The organism is Prevotella sp. RM4, assembly GCF_000701965.1.
In the GTDB taxonomy this organism is placed as follows: Bacteria; Bacteroidota; Bacteroidia; order Bacteroidales; family Bacteroidaceae; genus Prevotella; species Prevotella ruminicola.
The window spans coordinates 72,451-92,653 of the sequence record NZ_JNKG01000010.1 but is presented as its reverse complement, the minus strand read 5'-3'; the positions used below and the strand labels follow the sequence as shown (position 1 = coordinate 92,653).

The 20,203-nt window shown below is 47.5% G+C and carries 17 protein-coding genes and 2 tRNA genes; 11 read left to right on the top strand and 8 right to left on the bottom strand.

Going from position 1 to position 20,203, the window contains the following annotated elements:
- Positions 1 to 6: 6 nt before the first annotated feature.
- The 5 genes from T499_RS0110025 to gldE all read left to right on the top strand — a co-directional run bounded on the left by T499_RS0110025 (position 7) and on the right by gldE (position 2,441).
- A tRNA-Leu gene (locus tag T499_RS0110025) sits at positions 7 to 93 on the top strand.
- A gap of 19 nt (positions 94 to 112) precedes the next feature.
- Positions 113 to 185: transfer RNA gene (locus T499_RS0110020), tRNA-Gly, on the top strand.
- A gap of 38 nt (positions 186 to 223) precedes the next feature.
- Entirely contained in the window at positions 224 to 766 is a 543-nt protein-coding gene (locus T499_RS0110015) for a hypothetical protein (RefSeq protein WP_013064992.1), read from the top strand.
- Positions 767 to 790: 24 nt separating this feature from the next.
- Positions 791 to 1,153, top strand: a complete 363-nt coding sequence (locus T499_RS13940) for a single-stranded DNA-binding protein (RefSeq protein ID WP_013063962.1) — start codon at positions 791 to 793, stop codon at positions 1,151 to 1,153.
- Positions 1,125 to 2,441 (top strand): gliding motility-associated protein GldE, encoded by a 1,317-nt coding sequence (gldE, locus tag T499_RS0110005; RefSeq protein ID WP_013063201.1) that lies wholly within the window; start codon positions 1,125 to 1,127, stop codon positions 2,439 to 2,441. Before T499_RS13940 ends, gldE begins: the two co-directional genes overlap by 29 nt.
- A gap of 78 nt (positions 2,442 to 2,519) precedes the next feature.
- On the opposite strand, the gene T499_RS0110000 is transcribed toward gldE, so the two are convergent.
- Positions 2,520 to 3,785, bottom strand: coding sequence for a clostripain-related cysteine peptidase (locus T499_RS0110000; protein ID WP_198021285.1), 1,266 nt, complete (start codon positions 3,783 to 3,785; stop codon positions 2,520 to 2,522).
- A gap of 97 nt (positions 3,786 to 3,882) precedes the next feature.
- On the opposite strand from T499_RS0110000, the gene T499_RS0109995 reads away from it, so the two are divergent.
- Positions 3,883 to 4,779: a glycoside hydrolase family 25 protein gene (locus tag T499_RS0109995; RefSeq protein WP_369793393.1), complete on the top strand. Its 897-nt coding sequence runs from the start codon at positions 3,883 to 3,885 to the stop codon at positions 4,777 to 4,779.
- On the opposite strand, the gene T499_RS0109990 is transcribed toward T499_RS0109995, so the two are convergent.
- From T499_RS0109990 to T499_RS0109975, 4 genes are read right to left on the bottom strand one after another with little or no spacing between them, the layout of a single operon-like run.
- Positions 4,744 to 5,553: a hypothetical protein gene (locus T499_RS0109990; RefSeq protein WP_033150866.1), complete on the bottom strand. Its 810-nt coding sequence runs from the start codon at positions 5,551 to 5,553 to the stop codon at positions 4,744 to 4,746. The two genes, T499_RS0109995 and T499_RS0109990, sit on opposite strands and share 36 nt — an antisense overlap.
- The gene (locus T499_RS0109985) at positions 5,550 to 6,824 is read right to left on the bottom strand and encodes a Na+/H+ antiporter NhaC family protein (RefSeq protein ID WP_033150865.1); all 1,275 of its coding nucleotides are present in this window, start codon (positions 6,822 to 6,824) and stop codon (positions 5,550 to 5,552) included. The genes T499_RS0109990 and T499_RS0109985 overlap by 4 nt, the downstream gene beginning before the upstream one ends.
- Entirely contained in the window at positions 6,821 to 8,314 is a 1,494-nt protein-coding gene (locus T499_RS0109980; RefSeq protein ID WP_033150864.1) for a UxaA family hydrolase, read from the bottom strand. Before T499_RS0109980 ends, T499_RS0109985 begins: the two co-directional genes overlap by 4 nt.
- Positions 8,315 to 8,340: 26 nt before the next feature.
- A complete protein-coding gene (locus T499_RS0109975) occupies positions 8,341 to 9,408 on the bottom strand; it encodes a LacI family DNA-binding transcriptional regulator (RefSeq protein WP_033150863.1) in 1,068 nt (355 codons plus the stop codon).
- A 200-nt stretch (positions 9,409 to 9,608) separates the two neighbouring features.
- Here T499_RS0109975 and T499_RS0109970 point away from each other — a divergent pair, with 200 nt between their 5' ends.
- From T499_RS0109970 to T499_RS0109950, 5 genes are read left to right on the top strand one after another with little or no spacing between them, the layout of a single operon-like run.
- Complete coding sequence (locus T499_RS0109970) at positions 9,609 to 10,631, top strand: sugar kinase (protein ID WP_013065722.1); 1,023 nt, start codon at positions 9,609 to 9,611, stop codon at positions 10,629 to 10,631.
- A gap of 30 nt (positions 10,632 to 10,661) precedes the next feature.
- Positions 10,662 to 11,330, top strand: a complete 669-nt coding sequence (locus T499_RS0109965) for a bifunctional 4-hydroxy-2-oxoglutarate aldolase/2-dehydro-3-deoxy-phosphogluconate aldolase (protein WP_033150862.1) — start codon at positions 10,662 to 10,664, stop codon at positions 11,328 to 11,330.
- Positions 11,331 to 11,390: 60 nt separating this feature from the next.
- Entirely contained in the window at positions 11,391 to 14,570 is a 3,180-nt protein-coding gene (locus T499_RS0109960) for an ATP-binding protein (protein ID WP_033150861.1), read from the top strand.
- Complete coding sequence (locus T499_RS0109955) at positions 14,552 to 15,271, top strand: DUF5932 domain-containing protein (RefSeq protein WP_013064325.1); 720 nt, start codon at positions 14,552 to 14,554, stop codon at positions 15,269 to 15,271. Before T499_RS0109960 ends, T499_RS0109955 begins: the two co-directional genes overlap by 19 nt.
- On the top strand, positions 15,261 to 15,848 hold the full coding sequence (locus T499_RS0109950) for an AbgT family transporter (RefSeq protein WP_033150860.1): 588 nt from the start codon (positions 15,261 to 15,263) through the stop codon (positions 15,846 to 15,848). The genes T499_RS0109955 and T499_RS0109950 overlap by 11 nt, the downstream gene beginning before the upstream one ends.
- Positions 15,849 to 15,854: 6 nt before the next feature.
- On the opposite strand, the gene T499_RS0109945 is transcribed toward T499_RS0109950, so the two are convergent.
- The 3 genes from T499_RS0109945 to T499_RS0109935 form a co-directional block, all read right to left on the bottom strand.
- A complete protein-coding gene (locus tag T499_RS0109945) occupies positions 15,855 to 16,922 on the bottom strand; it encodes a glycoside hydrolase family 43 protein (protein WP_369793392.1) in 1,068 nt (355 codons plus the stop codon).
- Between the two features lie 68 nt (positions 16,923 to 16,990).
- Positions 16,991 to 19,399, bottom strand: coding sequence for a ferrous iron transport protein B (gene feoB / locus T499_RS0109940; protein ID WP_033150859.1), 2,409 nt, complete (start codon positions 19,397 to 19,399; stop codon positions 16,991 to 16,993).
- A 96-nt stretch (positions 19,400 to 19,495) separates the two neighbouring features.
- On the bottom strand, positions 19,496 to 20,197 hold the full coding sequence (locus T499_RS0109935; protein WP_033150858.1) for an ABC transporter ATP-binding protein: 702 nt from the start codon (positions 20,195 to 20,197) through the stop codon (positions 19,496 to 19,498).
- Between the last annotated feature and the right edge of the window lie 6 nt (positions 20,198 to 20,203).

Here is a 20,203-nt window from a genome sequence, read left to right as displayed (position 1 = left end):
TATGTTGGAGAGGTGGCGGAATTGGTAGACGCGCTACTTTGAGGGGGTAGTGTCAATTGCGACGTGGGAGTTCGAGTCTCCTCCTCTTCACCATTTTTAAATTGACATTCTTGCGGAAATAGCTCAGTTGGTAGAGCACAACCTTGCCAAGGTTGGGGTCGCGGGTCCGAGTCCCGTTTTCCGCTCTTCTTTATAGGAAAACAACATCTTTTTCAAAACAAACATGAATTTATACTTAAGATATTTTGATCGAGAAACTCTCGTACCAACCGTAGACGAGGCTATAGAATTTTTAAGTTCGATAGACGAGATTGAGATGAATCCGCTTCTTGAAGCAGATATTCGTGAGTATGCATCAAGCGACGTTTTCTATCCCAAAAGATATAAAGTTCATCCTCGTGTTTATTTTATCATTATAAAGACCGAAGCTGCTACCATGCAGGACTTCAAAGATAAGAAAGCTGTTCATTCGGCAGAGTCGAACGAACAACCTTCGAAGGTAACACCTACCTTGATGCGACTGAATGAGATTAACGAAGGATGGTACGAAGGATATTTAGACTTTAAGCGCGTTCTTTTAGTACCTGGTACTGGTAAGTTCCAGTATCGCGACACCCAGTTTGCTGCTCGTGTAAAGGCATTCTCGGGTATGGAGTGCTATGAGCGCATGATCGACTATCTGCGCGACCGTGTTGACTCGCGTAGTCAGTTCCCATCACCTAAGGGTAAGAACTTTAAGTTCCGTTTTCTCGGCAAAGCTAAGTAATCAATCTATATAAACGCTCCTATTATGAATAAGGTAATGCTTATTGGCAATGTTGGCCAAGACCCCGAAGTAAGATATGTTGACCAAGGTGTAGCAGTTGCTCGTATCAGATTAGCAACAACCGAACGTGGTTATACGCTGCAGAATGGCACACAGGTGCCCGATCATACTGATTGGCATAATGTAATTCTTTGGCGTCGACTGGCTGAGATTGTAGAGAAATACGTACATAAGGGAGATAAGCTTTATATAGAGGGCCGCATCCGCTATACTACGTACGATGACAAACAAGGTCAGCGTCGTTATGCCACCGAGATATGGGCGGATAATATGGAAATGCTTTCACCAAAATCAGACAATGGACTATCTTCAACAAATCCTGAGTGAAGTAACTGTCACAGCACCAACCATGGGTGCTGTGATAGCTATTATAATAGCAGGTTTACTTCTTTTGTTTTCCGGTTTTGCCTCTGGCTCTGAAATTGCATTCTTCTCACTGTCGCCTAACGATTTGAATGAGCTGAACGACGAGAAGAACGATTCGGATAAGAATATTCTTCAATTACGCGAGGATTCGGAGCGTACACTGGCTACGATACTGATTACTAACAATCTGGTAAACGTAACCATTATCATGCTCTGCAACTATTTCTTTGCACATGTAGTGGATTTTGGCGGTGCCTATTGGCTGCAGTTTGTAGTCATTACTGTATTGCTCACATTCCTGCTGTTGCTGTTTGGCGAAATTATGCCAAAGGTTTATGCAGGTCAGCGTGCCTTATCTTTCTGCCGTAGGGTAGCAGGTAGCATCATGGTGCTGCGCAAGTTGTTCTATCCATTATCATCGGTACTCATCCGCTCGGGTATCATCGCCGAGAAGGTGGTACAGAAGGAGAATCGTGCACTGAGCGTAGATGACCTGGAGCAGGCTCTGGAACTTACCGATAAAGAGGAGTTGAAGGACGAAAAGAATATGCTTGAGGGTATTGTGCGCTTTGGCGATGAAACTGCCAAAGAGGTAATGACCAGTCGTCAGGATGTGGTTGACCTCGACTTTAGTCTGCCTTTCCCCGAAGTATTGAAATGTATTATCGAGAATAATTATTCGCGTATTCCTGTTTATCAGGATACCATCGATAATATCCGCGGTATCCTTTATATCAAGGATTTGCTGCCACACCTGTCAAAGCCTGCCACTTTCCGTTGGCAGTCATTGATACGTCCACCATATTTTGTACCAGAGACAAAGAAAATCGACGATTTGCTGCGCGATTTCCAGGAGAACAAGGTACACATTGCCATTGTGGTAGATGAGTTTGGCGGTACTAGCGGTATTATTACGCTCGAGGATATCCTGGAGGAAATTGTAGGCGAAATTAATGACGAGTACGACGAGGAAGAGAAGTCGTACACACGTATTAATGCCAACACCTATATATTCGAGGGAAAGACCTTGCTAAGCGATTTCTACAAGATTCTGGACATCGATGACGAGACATTCGAAGATGTTGAGGGTGATGCAGATTCGCTGGCAGGACTGCTGCTTGAGATAAAGGGTGATTTCCCCGAACTGCACGAGCGTTTGGACTACAAGAACTTTACCTTCGAGGTTACGGAGTTAGATGGTCATCGTATTTCGAAGATTAAAGTTGTAATCCATGAGAATATTTCCTAAGTACTTTTCATATGCAAAGTACCTAAAGCGCAAAAATTCTCTAGGTACTTTGCAAAAACATCTATTTTAGCAATCTTTCTACCAGCCGTATTTGCTCCAGTTCACGCTATAATACCACTGGTAGTTTTTTATGCGTGTATTGAATTTGTAGTTAAAATTATCGTATCCCTGCTGAGGAAAGTACATGCTCAGACCTCCCCACATAGCGTTGTTATCAGGAAAACTATCAAAGCTATTATAAAGAGTATTATAAACTGTTTGCCATTTGGTTGATACGAGAGAGTAGGGCACAGCCTTATTATATGTCGTCAACCATTGGGTATAATCACTTACTGAAGCATATTTGTAGAATACCGACGACATATCGTACATCACCTTCATATCGGTGTAAGTAGTACTTGCAAAGTAGAATGGCAACTTAGAGAGGTCTAATACCGCAGGACTGGTTATTTCCGAAGAAATGGTAGCCAAGATCTGATTTGTGGCCTGAGCCAATGATTCCATCTCTGAGAGTTTTACTGCCGACATAGGTACACTGTATCCATCTAAGTTCAAGTAATCATAAGTACTTGAATTATAAGCATCAAGATAGAAATCGTAATATATATCGCAGATATTCTGATAGAAAGTGTTTGAGTTAGAGAAAAGCGACGACATGATCCTATCATATGGTGCACCAGCGCCAGGAATCTCGGCAGGCGAACCAATCAGATAATCAGCTGCATTACGGAGTTCGTAGGCACTCTCTACACACATAAAGCAACAGCAGTCGGCAAAGATATACTTAAACTTTGGCATATCCTCGAGCGCTTTAGCCATCTGCGTAATATTCATGGCCTTTCTACCGATATACGAATCATATCCGTAATCGTAACCATAGGCTCTGGTTCGCTGAACATTGGCAACAGAATCGGCATCTACTGCCCATCCTGTAGCATGGCCCCAGAGTACCAGGCCATAATCCTTCGACGGATAGTTATCTATCGTCCATTGTATAACTTCACGGAATTTACTGGGATCGCTGGCAGCAAATTCGCTGTTATATTGATACAGCACCTTTCTTTTACCTTTTGCAATCTCAATAATATGTGGCGGATTGGTTGTTCCTACCGAATCGATAAATACAATCAGATGCTGGTTATCGTTCAACAGATACGAACCCTCGTCCATCTCCAGCAAATCATCAGCCATAAAGCCGCTTGTTGTCAGGTCGTTCTCGCCTGACATATATACAAGTACAGTTCGGTCGTAAACCGTTGGTTCAGGTGTAGGTTCCGGATCGTCTTTTTTATTACACGAGCATAGTAACGCTATCCCTAAAAGTCCTATAATAATCTTATGCATAAAATCAAATTTTGCGGCAAAGTTACAAAGAAATATGTAATATCCTACATTTTTATTTGTTTTTTTAGTATCTTTGCATCGCAAAACAAGGATTATAATGAAGAAACTATATATATTGCTGACATTATGCATGTTAATGCTCGGCGCCAACGACGGATTTGCTCAACGTTCAAGATACAACAAACACCACTCTAAGCACAGAACACAGAGAGTGGTGAGCAAGCATAAAAAAGGTAAGAAAACAAAGAAACGTGCGGTAGCCCAATACCGTCCTGATCCACGTTTGCTTACCGATCCTAATTACGATCCATTCTTACAATGCGAGGATACGTGCAGCCATGTGCATGGTATCGACCTGTCGCATTACCAGGGCGAAGTATTCTGGGAGACAGTAGGCGAGAACACCAAGATGGCTTATGTGTATCTGAAAGCTACCGAGGGAGGCGACCGCATAGATGCCCAATACGAGCGCAATATCGACTTAGCCCACCGCCACGGACTGAAAGTTGGTTCCTATCACTTCTTCCGTCCTAAAACGCCTGTATTGACTCAGCTTGAAAACTTTATGACACAATGCCGACCAGGCGAACAGGACCTGATACCGATGATTGATGTTGAGACCACAGGCGGACTATCATCTGAGGAATTCTGCGATTCGCTGTATGCTTTTCTGGATTTAATCGAAGAAGCCTATCATCAGCAACCACTGATATATACGTTCCGTAACTTCTACAATAAGCATCTTGTAGGCAAGATTAATGATTACAAGCTGATGATTGCGATGTACACCGAAGAAGAGCCCGTATTGGCCGACGGACGCGATATCACCATGTGGCAATACACCAGTCATGGACGCATTGTAGGTATCCGTGGAAGCGTGGATAAAAGCCGATTCATGGGCAATCATGGATTGCGCGAAATCAGGTTCAATCACATACGCCATGTAGGGAAGAATGTATCATTCTTCGATATGCGTAAGCGAATGGGCAAATGATGCAAAGAAATTGGTAAATGCCTCTGAAGGTATGAAACGCATATAACGGGCAGAGCGCTTGATATGATTAATCAAGGCACCGCCGTTGCTGGTGTGTACAAAAATACTATCCGAGCCTTGTGAGAAATAAAAGTCCTGACGGATATTAGTATATTCGGCCAGTTCCTTTGCTACAACAATTGTTTTGCGGTCGGCATCACTTTCGGCAAAAGGAATATCCTTTGCTTCCAAACCAAACAAATCCATCAGCAGTGTAGCCTCAAGCTGTGCCATCTGCTCAAAATGCAATTTCTTCAGCCAGCTACCCAACACCTCGTAATCCGCTTTGCTATTGTTTGCACGAAGCGTCAAACCTAATTCAATCAGCAGTTTCAAAGGCAGACCCTCGTTCAAGATTCTTCGTGCTATACTGATAATACGGATTAACATTCTACGCGTATTAATATCCGACTGTTCATCGTCGAGAATATTCTGCAGCTGTCGGTTCAGCAAAGGATTAGTCAACTTATCGGGGCGCAACAGTTCATCTTCGTCGTTATCCTCATCGTTCTCTTTAGCCGTAAGCCATTGTTTCCACTGCGCATCGGTTAAATGAAGAGTGAACTGATCCTGACAGCTCTTAAGACCTTGATATACATACGACTGAACACTATGCACAGTGGCAAGCTGATACAGTTTGTTCCATTTATGTACCGACATCGGCTCCAGCACCTCAGTTGTTTGGAAAGCACCACATCGAAGTAGTCTGAAAAAGTTTCGCTGAATAATATTCATGAGTATCTTTTGGGATAACGCAGTAAGATAGATAGAATGGCTACAATACCCAGTGCAAATGGGTAGTAAAGATAGGGTAGGATGGCAACAGGATTAACCGATGCCAAACCAGCTGCAATCAGCAACTGAGCACCATAAGGTATCAACCCCTGAACCGTACATGAGAATGTGTCTAATATCGAGGCACACTTCTTATTATCTACACCATAGCGATCGCCAATTTGTTTGGCGATATCACCTACAGTCAAGATGGCAACCGTGTTATTAGCAGTACAAACATCTACCAGCGATACCAGTGTGGCAATACTCAGTTCAGCACCGCGCTTACTGATAACACGACGTGTAAGCATATTAATGATAAAGTCGATACCGCCTTGCTGTTTAATCAGCTCAAGCATACCGCCTGCCATCATCGTTACAATAATCAGCTCGCCCATCGACATGATACCGTCGCCCATGGCGCCAAACCATCCATAGATATCGAAAGAACCTGTAAACATGCCAATGATACCACACAGCACGATACCTATAGTTAATACAGCCATCACGTTCATGCCGCATACAGCCGTTACAAGCACCGTTAAGTAAGGTATTACCTTTACCCATTCAACAGCCGGAATCTGCTGTGGAGCAATGGTATCCTGACCAAGGAAATAATATACAACCAGTATCACCAAAGCAGCAGGCATCACAATAAAGGCATTTACCCTGAACTTATCGCTCAACCGGCATCCTTGCGTTTGGGTGGCCATAATAGTGGTATCGGAGATAAACGACAAATTATCGCCAAAGAACGAACCACCCACAATAATAGCGGTCATCATAGCCAAGTCGGCCCCTGTTTCCTGGGCCAGACCTACGGCAATGGGCGTCAGGGCTGCGATAGTACCCACGCTTGTTCCGATAGAAAGCGAGATAAAGCAGGCTGCCAGAAACATACCCGCAAATATCATCTGTGGTGGTAGCAGACTTAATGCCAGATTAACGGTAGCATCGATACTACCCATCTGCTTGGCAGAATGCGCAAAGGCACCTGCTAACACAAATATCCAAATCATCAGCATCATCTGTTCGGTGGCGGCTCCACGGCTATAGCTGTCAATTCTGTGCATCAGTGGCCTACCGGTAAATACAGTAATGGCGTAGATGCTCGAAACCATAAAGGCTACAGTAATGGGAATCTTGTAAAAGTCACCAGCAATGATGCTGGTGACTAAGTAGAATAAGATAAACACCACGATGGGTGATAATGCGATGATTCCTTTCTTCACAGTGTTACACCGTTTTTAAAGATTGATATTTCACGATAATCGTTCTCTTCGTTCTTGGCTTTCTCGCCACTTGCCACAGCCAATACCTTGTCGATAAACTCAGGTACCAGCTCCTGCATGGTACGACCCTCGATGAGCTGACCTGCCGAGAAGTCAATCCAGTTCTTCTTACGCGAAGCCAGATCAGGATTGGTGGCAATCTTCATGGTTGGTACAAATGTGCCGAATGGCGTACCGCGACCAGTAGTAAACAATACCAGATGACAACCACAAGAGGCGAGAGCAGTAGCTGCTACCAAATCATTACCAGGAGCCGAAAGCAAGTTCAAGCCTGGGTTCTGCAGTCTGTCGCCATATTCCATCACACCGCTTACAGGGGCTTTACCACACTTCTGTGTGCATCCCAGCGCCTTATCCTCGAGGGTTGAGATACCACCAGCCTTGTTACCAGGACTTGGGTTCTCACCAACAGGTTCACCATGCGACAGGAAATAGTTCTTGAAGTTATTAATCATCGAAACTGTCTGGTTAAACAGTTCTTCGGTTGTACAACGATTCATCAGGATAGTCTCGGCACCAAACATCTCGGGCACCTCGGTCAATACCGATGTACCACCCTGAGCTACCAGCCAGTCAGAGAATTCGCCAACCAGTGGATTAGCGGTGATACCAGAGAATCCGTCGGAACCACCACACTTCAAACCTACACGCAGTTTGCTAACAGGCACTTCGGTACGCACATCCTTGCTGGCCAGCTGATACAGTTCGCGCAGCATTTCCATACCAGCCTCCATCTCATCGTCGACACGCTGGGTTACCAGCAGCTTGATACGATCCTTATCATAATCGCCCAGCATCTTCATGAAGTCCTCGGGCTGATTGTTCTCACAACCTAAGCTCAGCACCAATACGGCACCAGCATTGGGGTGCAAGCAGATATCACGCAGCACCTTACGAGTGTTCTCATGATCCTCCGACAACTGCGAACAACCATAGTTATGATGCCAGGCATAGATAGCATCCACACCCTGCTCGTTGGTTTCTTTCTTCAACTCCTTAACCAGACGTTCGGCAATACCATTCACACAACCAACGGTGGGCACAATCCAAATCTCATTACGGATACCCACGTCGCCATTCTTACGTACATAGCCCTTAAAGCTACGGTTGTCGTTTTTGATATTAAGCTGCTCGTTTACAGGATTATATGTATACTCGAGAGTACCAGCCAGATTGGTCTTCAGATTATTCTCGTTCACCCAGTCGCCAGCCTTCAGATCCTGCATAGCGTGACCGATGGGATAGCCATATTTGATAATGTCGGCACCAGCTGCCACGTCCTTTATCAGTACCTTATGGCCTGCTGGTGTATCCTGATTCACGGTAATCTGCTTACCATCTACTTCAATAATCTCTCCTTTCTTTTTGGGCTGCAAACAAACCACTACCGAATCGGCAGGGTTAATCTTTAAAAATGTAGCTTGTTCCATTCTTTTATTTACTGTTTTGTTTTAGTTTATATTGCTGTTCTACGATAGAAATCTACGTTTTCCTTGGTCAGGATCTCGATAGGCATGTAATTCACGGGATTCACGGCACGCTTCATCACGATAGCGTTAAACAGTGCATCAACACTAGCATATCCCTGCTGGTAAGCATGCTGGGCTATCAGGAACGAAATGCTGCCTTTACGTACACACTCCTCGTTCTTAGCCACCATATCGTATCCCATAATCTGCACATTACGACGATTACTCTTCTGCAGGAACTCACCAACGATGTGAGCCTTCGAGTTAAAGGTGATACAATGATGTACGTGAGGGTGGGTAGAGAAGAACTTCTCCAGAATACCATCGTAATCCTTGTGATCCTCATCCAGAGGCAGATCCACTTCGGTAATCTTAATCTTAGGGAAGTGATCGACCATATAATGGCGGAACCCTGTCTCACGGTTAGCCTGCTGCTTAGAACCCACGATACCATCGCGTGTCTGCTTCATCAGGGCAATCTCCTTTTCCTTATTGGCAATCAGCATCAGCATCTTAGCTGCGAAATAGCCACTGGCAAACGAATCCTGACCAAAGAATGACAATGGTTTCAAATCAGGCATATACGAGTCGAGCAGCACATAGGGGATATTTCTTTCGATTAGTTTTTCGGTAAAACGGGCAGTCTGCTCCAATGTGGCTGGTACGATAATCACGCCATCAATCTTGGCGGTAAATAATTCGCGAACCATCTTGGTGAATGCAGGTGGATTGAATCGCTCATAATAAATGAACTTGAGCTTGATACCAAAGTCGCGACGGAATTCGGTACAAGCCATTGCACCTTCTTCGATCTCATCCCAGTAAGCTTCCTGCTCGTGCTTGGGTAACACACAATAGAAGGTATATTCCTTATTATATGCCAAAGCCGAGGCATACATATTGGGACGGTAGTCCATTTCCTCCAGGGCTTTGTTTACCTTTTCCAATGCTGCTTTAGACACATTAGGACGATTGTGAAGCACACGGTCAACGGTACCCGTCGACACTCCTGCGCGTGCAGCAATATCCTTAATCGTAATATTCTCCTTTGCCATAATCTCAGATTTTTGTGCAAAGGTACAAATAATTTCTGATTTTCCAAATTTCTTAGTCATTTATTTGCTTCGAAATCGTTTCCGTAAGTTTTTTAGCACAAAACCTGCTAAAAATTTGCGTGGCTCAAAAAAACTTCCTATCTTTGCCTCACAAACGAACAAAATAAGTTGAAAATATATCAAAAAAATCAAACAAAGCAATGGCAAAAATTGTAACTTTGGGCGAAATTATGCTTCGCCTCTCGCCTCAGGGCAACGACCGTTTCATTCAGAGTGAGTCATTCCGCATCATCCCTGGTGGTGGTGAGGCTAACGTAGCAATTTCGGTGGCCAACTACGGTCACGAGGCTTACTTCGTATCTAAGTTGCCTAAGCACGAAATCGGACAGATTGCAGTTAACGCACTTCGTCGTTATGGTGTAAACACCCAGTTCGTTGCTCGTGGTGGCGACCGTGTAGGTTTGTACTATGCTGAGACAGGTGCTTCAATGCGTCCATCAAAGGTTATTTACGACCGTGCTCATTCATCAATTGCTGAGGCCGATCCTTCAGATTTCGATTTCGACGCTATCATGGAGGGTGCTGCCTGGTTCCACTGGAGTGGTATCACCCCAGCTATCAGCGATAAGGCTGCCGAGCTCACCAAACTGGCTTGTGAGGCTGCAAAGCGCCATGGTGTAACAGTATCAGTTGACCTGAACTTCCGTAAGAAGCTGTGGACCAGCGAGAAGGCCATTTCAATCATGCGTCCATTGATGAAATATGTTGATGTTTGTATTGGTAACGAAGAGGATGCTGAGCTTTGTCTCGGATTCAAGCCCGATGCTGATGTAGAGGGTGGTCAGACCGATGCAGCCGGTTACGAGGGCATCTTCAAGCAGATGATGCAGGAGTTTGGTTTCAAGTATGTTGTTTCTACACTCCGCGAGAGCTACAGCGCAACCTTCAATGGTTGGAAGGCTCTTATCTATAATGGTAAGGAGTTCTACCAGAGCAAGCGCTACGAGATTAATCCAATCATCGACCGTGTTGGTGGTGGCGACTCTTTCTCAGGTGGTTTGATTCATGGTCTGCTCACCAAGGCTACTCAGGGCGAGGCTCTCGAGTTTGCTGTTGCTGCTTCGGCTCTGAAGCACACTATCAATGGCGACTTCAATCTGGTATCAGTTGACGAGGTTGAGAGTTTGGCTGGTGGTAATGCCAATGGACGTGTACAGCGTTAATTGTAAATTGAAAATTGAAGATTGACAATTATGGCAAAGTTTGATAAATTGCAGGTGATGGCAAAGATTGCCGCAGCACCTATGGTTCCTGTTTTCTATAACAAGGACGTCGAAGTTTGTAAGAATGTAGTAAAGGCTTGCTACGAGGGTGGTGTTCGTGCTTTCGAGTTCACTAACCGTGGCGACTTTGCTCAGGAGGTATTTGGCGAGCTGGTAAAGTGGGCCGATAAGGAGTGCCCTGAGCTGGCTCTGGGTATCGGTTCAGTTGTTGATGCCCCCACAGCAGCTATGTACCTGCAGCTGGGTGCCTGCTTCGTTGTAGGTCCTCTGTTCAACCCCGAGATTGCGCCTGTATGTAATCGTCGTCTGGTTCCATACTGCCCAGGCTGTATGACCGTTAGCGAGATTGGTAAGGCTCAGGAGTTGGGTTGCGACCTCACCAAGGTATTCCCTGGCGATGTAGTAGGTCCTAACATGGTTAAGGGTCTGAAGGCTCCAATGCCTTGGTCGAAGATCATGGTTACTGGTGGTGTTGCTCCTGAGGAGGAGAACCTCACTAAGTGGTTCAAGGCAGGTGTTTACTGCGTTGGTATGGGCTCAAAGCTCTTCCCAAGCGATAAGGTTAAGGCCGGCGATTGGCAGTATGTTACCGATAAGTGCAAAGAGGCACTCGGTTACATCGCTAAGGCCCGTGCTTAATACAATATCATCCCTCTCGCTCCGAAAAAGTGAGCGAGGGGGATTCGTTTTTTAACTAACATGAAATTCTGGCTATTCATATTATCAACCATCTTGATCTCAGCTTGTGCACGCCCTGATAGGCAAGCGGTCGACAAGCTGAATTCTCAATCCTATGCCTATCACTATCGTAATCTCGACTCTACCGAAGCCATTGCACGCCGTTCGTACGAACTGGCAGCCAACTATCCAGCTGGTCGTGCAGAGGCTCTCAACAATATGGCTTTCGTCAACATTGTTCGTATGCGTTACAATGATGCCGAACAGCAATTAAACGATGTTATCGAAACAACCGATAACCAGCTGCAGCACCTGATAGCTTACGTTCAGCAGATGCGCCTTTGTCAGCGCCGCTCTAATAACCGTGCTTTCCACGAGTTCCGTGAGATGGCCGACCGTACCATGCAGCGTATCAACGAAGAGCGCAACCAGCTTACCGAGCGCGACGAACGTCTGCTGCTGTATGCCGAAACCGAATATGCCATCGTTAACTCTACCTACTATTATTATGTAGGACTCGAGCAGCAGTCGATTGATGCGCTTAATGCCATCAATCCCGAAGAAGTACAGCGCGATACAGCACAATACCTCAACTATCTGTATAACATCGGTGCCGGTGGTATTATCACACAGGGAACCCAACAGGAGATTAACCAAGAGGAGTTCGATAAGCTGATGCGCTGCTTCCTCACGGCACGTAAAGGCGATTACCCATATTTTGCCGCCAATGCCCTTGAGGCCCTTTCAGAGCATCTGATGGATCCCACATATCGTCGTCAACTGATCGACGATAACCTGCCTGCTTTCAAGTTTATCAATCCCTTAGGGGTAGAAGAGGAGGTACTGCCAGGCTTCCTGGCCGAGAATGCCTTGAATATCTTTGAGCGCTATGGCGATGTGTACCAGATAGCCGGTGCCTACCGTACGCTGGCATCGTGTTTCCGACAGATAGGCGACTACCGTTCGGCACTTTTTAATCTGGAGCAGGCTCTGTCGGATTCCATCATCAATCAGGCTCCTGATCTGGTGGCATCTATCCGCGAACAACTCAGTGTGGCTTACGCTGCCATTGATGATAAGCAGCAGAGCGACGAGAACCGCAATTTGTACCTCGACCTGCAGGAGACTACCCGTCAGGACCGTCAGCTTGAGGCCCGTGCCTACCAGTACGAACGACAGCTTACCCAGCTTAACCTGATGCTCATACTCGTTGTAGCTGCCATTATCCTGCTGTTATTCTCGTTGTGGCTGTTTAACTACCTGAACAAGAAGAAATCGCAGCCTGATGAGCCCGATAACCTGTTTGAGCAAAAGAACGAGCAACTGGCCGCCCAGCTGTTGCAGGTTGAGAACAACGAGCGCCGCAACCTGGAGCAGCGCGCTAAGGTGTCGTTGGTATGCAATACCACACCATTCATCGATCGCATCATCCACGAGGTTTCTAAGCTGGAAACTGATAGTTCTAACCTCGAGGAACGATTAACTTATATCCGTGAGCTCATCAATCAGATTAACTCTTACAACGATGTGCTGACGTACTGGATACAGCTACGCCAGGGCGAACTCAGTCTGCACATCGAGAGTTTCCCGTTACAGCCTTTGTTTGATGTGCTGCTTAAGGGACGCACCTCGTTCCAGATGAAGGGCGTAGAACTGAACGTAGAGTCCACAGAGGCCGTTGTGAAGGCCGACCGCGTGCTGACACTGTTTATGCTGAACACCCTGGCCGATAACGCCCGTAAGTTTACCGACCGTGAGGGTAGGGTGAATGTATCAGCCACGCAAACCAATGATTATGTTGAGATAGCTGTTGAGGATACCGGTATGGGTATGACTCAGGAGCAGCTTGATCATCTCTTCGATCATAAAATAGTCGAAGGTCATGGCTTTGGATTGCTTAACTGTAAGGGTATCATCGAGAAGTACCGTAAGATCAGTCAGATATTCTCTGTGTGCCAAATTGGTGCTACCAGCAGTTTGGGCAAGGGCTCACGACTGTTCTTCAGACTGCCACGCGGCATAGCCCGACTGATTATTGTGCTGCTGTCGATGCTGCCCATGCAGATGCTGGCCCAGCAGCCTGAGATTGACGCCTTAGGTATGGCCAGTATCTATTCCGATTCGGCTTACTTCAGCAATATCAACGGCAATTACGAACGTACACTGCGCTTTGCCGATACCTGTAGATACTACCTGAACCTGCATTACCGTCAGCAAGTACCACGCGGTAGATACCTGATGCGACGGATGGGTAATCCATCGCTGATGCCCCCCGAAATCAAGTGGTTCCATGATAGTGTGAAAACCAACTATCATATTATTCTCGATATTCGTAACGAGAGTGCTGTGGCAGCCCTGGCACTGCACGAGTGGCAACTTTACAGCTACAACAACCGCATCTATACGCAGCTGTTTAAGGAGATGTCGGCCGATAATACATTGGGCGATTACTGTAGAAACATGCAGCAGTCGCAAACCAACAAAACGATAGCTATCATCCTGCTGATACTGCTGATGATATCCATCGTGCCCGCTTATTACCTGCTGTATTACCGTCACCGCCTGTATGACAGGTTCTTACGCGAGCAGCAGCGTATTACCGATCTGGAACTGCTCGACGATGAGTTGCGCCGTGCCGAGCTTGACGATAGCAACCTGCATGTATCGAATGCCGTACTCGACAACTGCTTGTCGGCTCTTAAGCACGAAACCATGTACTATCCCTCGCGCATCCAGCAGTTGCTTGATACGGGCGACATGGAATCGTTAGGCGAGGTAACCACCTATTACCGTGAGCTTTACGGTGTTCTGTCGCAGCAGGCCTTACGCCAAACTGAGCGCACCCGCTTGCATCTCAAGCCGTTGCATCATAGTATCCTGGGCGACGAAACTTTGGTGCGCTATCTCTTTGATATCCTGCGCAAACAGGCCGGTGCCAAGCTGCAGCCCGAATATACGCCACGCGATGGCGGTTATATCGAGGTGCGTGTGCCCATGCCTCAACTCAAGCTTACCGAGAGTCAGGCTGCCGATCTGTTCACGCCCTCGAAGGATCATCTGCCTTACCTGCTGTGCCGCCAGATAGTACGCGACCTTGGTGAGGCCACCAACCGCCGTGGCTGCGGTATCTATGCCACTATACAAGACAATACAACAAATATGATTATAACATTACCAAGCGTATGGAAAACTTCAAAGTAATAATAGTAGAAGATGTGCCCCTGGAGCTTAAGGGCACCCTTGGCATCGTGAAGAGTGATATTCCCGAGGCCGAAGTGATTGGAACAGCCGAGAACGAGCAGGCCTACTGGCGCCTCATCAAGCAGCAGAAGCCCGACCTGGTGCTGCTCGATTTGGGTCTGGGTGGTTCTACTACCGTAGGTGTAGAAATCTGCCGCCACACCAAGGAGGTACATCCCGATGTAAAGGTGCTGATTTTTACTGGTGAGATACTGAACGAGAAGCTGTGGGTTGATGTGCTCGATGCTGGTGCCGATGGTATCATCCTGAAGACAGGCGAGCTGCTCACACGTCGCGATGTATCGGCCGTGATGGATGGCAAACAGCTGGTGTTCAACGAGCCTATCCTCGAAAAGATTGTAGAGCGCTTTAAGCGTGCTGTTAGTGGCGAACTGGTTAAGCAGGAGGCCCTGGTAAACTACGAGATAGACGAGTACGACGAGCGATTCCTGCGCCATCTTGCCTTAGGTTTTACCAAGGAGCAGATTACCAACCTGCGCGGCATGCCTTTTGGCGTGAAGAGCCTGGAAAAGCGTCAGAACGAGTTGATTCAGAAGCTGTTCCCCGAGGGTGCCAGCGGTATCAACGCCACCCGTTTGGTGGTACGTGCTTTAGAGCTGCGTATTCTGGATATCGATAATCTCGAAGCCGATGAAGAGTAGTCGTGTATGCATGGGGTTGTTGGTGGCCGAGTGTGTGCTGGTCATCGTGTCGTGGTTGCTCTCCGCAGCCCGTATCGAGGGTGTACGCTCTATGCTCTCATCCGAGGGCATACGCTGGTTCTTTGGCGGGTTCTCCAACATCATTGCCAATCCACTGCTGGCTTGGCTACTGTTAGCACTCATTGCTGGCGGTAGCTTAAAGCAGAGTGGGGTGTTGCGGCATTTCACCGCCAGGGGCGAGGCATCGTTCCGTAACCGTCTGGCACTGCGTGTAGCCATCGTTTTTGTGGCGCTCTACGCCTTGGTTATCTCCATGCTTACCCTGATGCCCCATGCCATACTTCTGTCGTTCAGCGGCCATCTGTTCCCATCGGCATTCAGTCGTGGTCTGGTGCCTATCATCTGCTTTGGCATTACACTGTTCTCGGTGGTGTATGGCATTATCTCGGGCAACAAACAAAAAGGAGAAGATGTACTCGACATCCTCTCCTATGGTTTACGTCAGGGCTCTTCCCTGATTATCATCTATATCTTTGCTATCCAGCTGTACGCCTCGTTGCGTTTTGTATTCGGATAACAACGATTACTTCAACAGTTTCTCCAGTCGTTTGTACTCCTTCTTAGTCAGGCGCATAAACGATCCGTGCTGTGGCGCTTTCACACCCTCGATATTACGGGGTGAGTGGAAGTTGCGCATGTACTCGTCGGCCAGGCACAGACGGTAGTTACGTGGGTTCGACGAGTACTCGATGTAGGCAATCACCCAAGTCTTCTGTCCTGGCAGCTGGAAGGCGCTCACACCCTCACAAGCCTTGTTGCCCTCAAAGTTCACGTAATCGTCCTCTACCGGCTCGCTCCAGGGGCCTGTAAGCTTAGGTGCTGTAGCGGTAAACAAACCGGCCTTACCACCTTCTTTCTTAATCATCATGTGCCACTTCTGGTCGGCCTCAACCCAGTTGATATCGGCATCGATGGTGGCATAGCCCCAATCGAACAGCAGCTTAGGCTGGGTAAGAGTAGTAAAGGTCTCGTCGGCATACGAGTAGTACATGCGGTCGTAATGGTCCTCGCCACGGTTACGCATCGAGTAGTAAACCATATAGCCGCCCTTCTTACCGTTAGGCCATACATAATCCTCGTCCCATACTATCTGTGGTGCCCATACGCGGTTGATGGTACTCCAGTCCTTATATACGCTGGGAGCGTTGGGATCCGAGAATATCTGTGTACCCTTACGATAGTCGAACGTAACCGACTTCCAGTGAATCAGGTCGTCGCTACGCAACAGGTCGATACCGTAGTTATCCCAAGTCTCTACCTTACCCAAGCGGTCGCGGGCACCTACGTTCATATCGGTGCACACCATCAGATAACCTTTACCATCGTGCTTACGACAGATGTAAGCATCGCGTGTGGCGCCTTCGATACGGGCATGCTCAGCATCGCTGAAGATAGAGTCGCCGTTCAGCAGGTCCTTATAATGAAAACCATCGCGACTCAAGGCATATGCTGTCCATGCGCGCCCATGATCGTTCATGTGACAATACAGGAATCCATAGTCACCTTTCTGCAGATTTCCTTTCTGGGCATAGCCGATGCTTGGCGTGCCCAGCAAGAGTGCTGCCAATAACCATTGTAATCTTTTCATCATCGTTAGTAAAATTGTTTTAACGGCGACAAAGATACAAAGAAATATCGAAAGTACCAAATTTATTCTACTTATATCAGCAAACTGCCAATCTGGAACACCAGCATACTGGCTATCCAGGCCACCACAGTGGTGTAAACGGCTGCAAAGCTGGCCCAGCGCCACGAGCCTGTTTCGTGCTTGATGGCGGCAATGGTAGCTATACAGGGGAAGTACAGCAGAATAAATATCAGGTAGGCATAGCCTGCCAGTGGGGTGATACCCTCGTTCAGCATCATCTGGCGCAGACGGGTGTACTTCTCGGTGTCGTCGCTAAAGCTGTCGTCGTCGCCAAAGCTGTCGTCGCCACTATACAGTACGCCGATGGTAGAAGCCACAATCTCCTTGGCACCAACGCCAGCCAACAGCGATACGTCCAGTTTCCAGTTAAAGCCCTGTGGGGTGAAGATGGGCTCGATGGTCTTACCCATGCGTCCGATATAGCTCTGCTCCTGCTGCTGTTCGCGTGGCAGGTCCTCGTTATGTGGGAAGTAGCCCAATGCCCATACAATGATGCTGGCCACCAGGATAATGCCTCCCATCTTCTTCAGGTATTCCTTACCTTTCTCCCAGGTATGGCGCCAGATGGCCTTTGGTGTTGGCCAGCGATAAGGTGGCAGCTCCATCACAAATGGTGTGTCCTCGCCCTTGATAACAAGCGATGAGAAGATTTTGCTGACAACTACCGACACAACGATACCGATGGCATAGAGCGACAGCAAAACCCATGAGCGGTACTGCAACGAGAAGAACGTTCCGGCTATCATGATATAGATAGGCAGACGGGCCGAACAGCTCATAAACGGCAGAATCATCATGGTGATGATACGCGAGCGGCGACTCTCGATGGTACGTGTAGCCATCACGGCAGGTACGTTACAGCCAAAGCCCATAATAAGGGGGATAAACGATTTGCCGTGCAGTCCCATCTTGTGCATCAGCTTATCCATGATAAAGGCAGCACGCGCCATATAGCCCGAATCCTCCATCAACGAGATGAAGAAGTAGAGTATCAGAATCTGTGGCAGGAACACGATAACCGAACCCACACCACCGATAACACCATCTACCAGCATGGCCTTCAGTGGTCCGTCGGTCATGCCTTCGCTAATCTTTTCGCCTAACCACTGTACGCCTTCCTCAATCCAGTCCATGGGGTACTGACCGAGTGTAAAGGTAGTCTGGAACATGATATAAAGCAGGAAGAAGAAGATGGGGAATCCCAGATACTTATGCGACAGCAGCCCATCAATTCTATGTGTAGCTTTATAGGTATCTTTCTTATGTCCTGTCTTATAGCCAGCCTCTTTCAGTGCACCGTTAATAAAACCGTACTTGGCGTCCATAATCGCTGTCTCGCTGTCGCTGCCTGTCTCTTCCTTTACACGGGCCGATGCCTTATCGCGCTCGGTTGTCAGGTTACGGAAATCCTGTATACGCTGCTCACCAGCCATGTGGTTGCCCAGATACTCCAACACCTGACTATCGTGCTCCAGGAGCTTCAGTGAGAGGTATCGGGTAGAGTAGTGCTGGGTGATATGTTCGTCGGCCTTCAGGTACTTCTGGATATGCGAGATACCGTCCTCGATCTCATGACCGTAGTTGATGTGCAGGTGTCGCGAGAACTTACTGGTACCCTCGTACACCTGGATGACGGCACGGAACAGATCTTTTACGCCCTGTCCGCTCTTAAACGATGTAGGAATCATTGGCATACCAAACAGCGTACTCAGCGTGTCGAGGTTAATCTGGTCGCCACGGCGTTCAAACTCGTCGTACATATTCAGCGCGCACACCATGCGTATGTTCATGTCCACCAGCTGGGTGGTAAGATACAGGTTACGCTCCAGGTTCGACGAGTCGATGACGTTAATCACCACATCAGGCATTTTCTCGGTCAGATGCTCGCGTACATAGAGTTCCTCGGGCGAGTAGCACGACAGCGAGTAAGTGCCAGGCAGGTCGGTGAGGTTAAACTCGTAACCGAACATCGATGCATGTGCCTCGGTGGCATCCACTGTTACACCGCTATAGTTACCCACATGGCCGTGGGCACCCGATGCATAGTTGAACAGCGAGGTCTTACCACAGTTAGGATTACCCACCAGCGCTACGTTGATGGTACGGCGCTCCTTCATAGCCTCATGACGGATATAATCATCCTCATGGCGATTACTGTCGGTAGCCAGATTAAAGGTAGTAGCCTCGAATGGGGTATCGGCCGACACCACCTCGATGTTATCAGCCTCCTGGTGACGCAGACTCACCTCGTAACCCATCAGCTTGTACTTCACGGGATCCTGTAGCGGGGCGTTAAGCAATACCTCAACCTCCTGACCACGAATAAAACCCATTTCGATGATGCGCTTACGGAATCCGCCGTGTCCCAGCACCTTAACTATTATACCTTTTTCGCCTGTTTTCAGTTCCGACAGTTTCATAACTTATTTATTTTGAGTGCAAAGGTACGAAAAAAAACTTGCAACCCGATTGCAAAGGTCGCAAGTTTTTATAAAATACCTAAAAATGATGATAGGTTATTCTGTCTCAAAGTAATTTTCGAGTTCGGCACGTGCACTTCCGTCGGCATTGGCCAGATCGCGAACGATGTGCCCCTTCTCCAGCAGCGCAATGCGTGTAGAGATGTCGATGGTGTGTGCCAGGTTATGACTCGAAACCAGAATAGTAGCGCCAGTACGCCTGTTGTACTCGGTAAGCACATGCTTGAGCGTGTTCTGGCTCGATGGATCGAGGAAGTTGAATGGCTCGTCGAGAATCACCAGTTTGGGGTTGTTAAACAGGGCAGAGATGATACCTACCTTCTGTTTGTTACCAGCCGAGAGGTTACGAATCAGTTTTTTCTGTCCGAAAATCTCACCGGCAGCGAACTTCTCGAAGTCCTTCAGTCGCTCGTCAACCTCTTCCTGCGTTTTATCAGTAATCTTACCGATAAATGCGAAGTACTCCTCGGGTGTGAGGAAATCGATAAGGAAGCCCTCGTCGATGTACGAGCCTGTAACGGCCTTCCATTCCTCGCTCTGGGCGGGGTTGATGCCGAAGAGTGCTACATCACCCTCATCGGGTTTCAGCAGGTCTAACAGCATGCGGAAGAGCGTGGTCTTACCTGCACCATTGTTACCTACGAGGCCGAGAATCTCGCGGTCGTTGATTTTGAACTTTTCAATGTCGCAGGCAACTGTGTTGCCAAACGCCTTCTTCAAATGGTTGATTGTAATCATAATCGT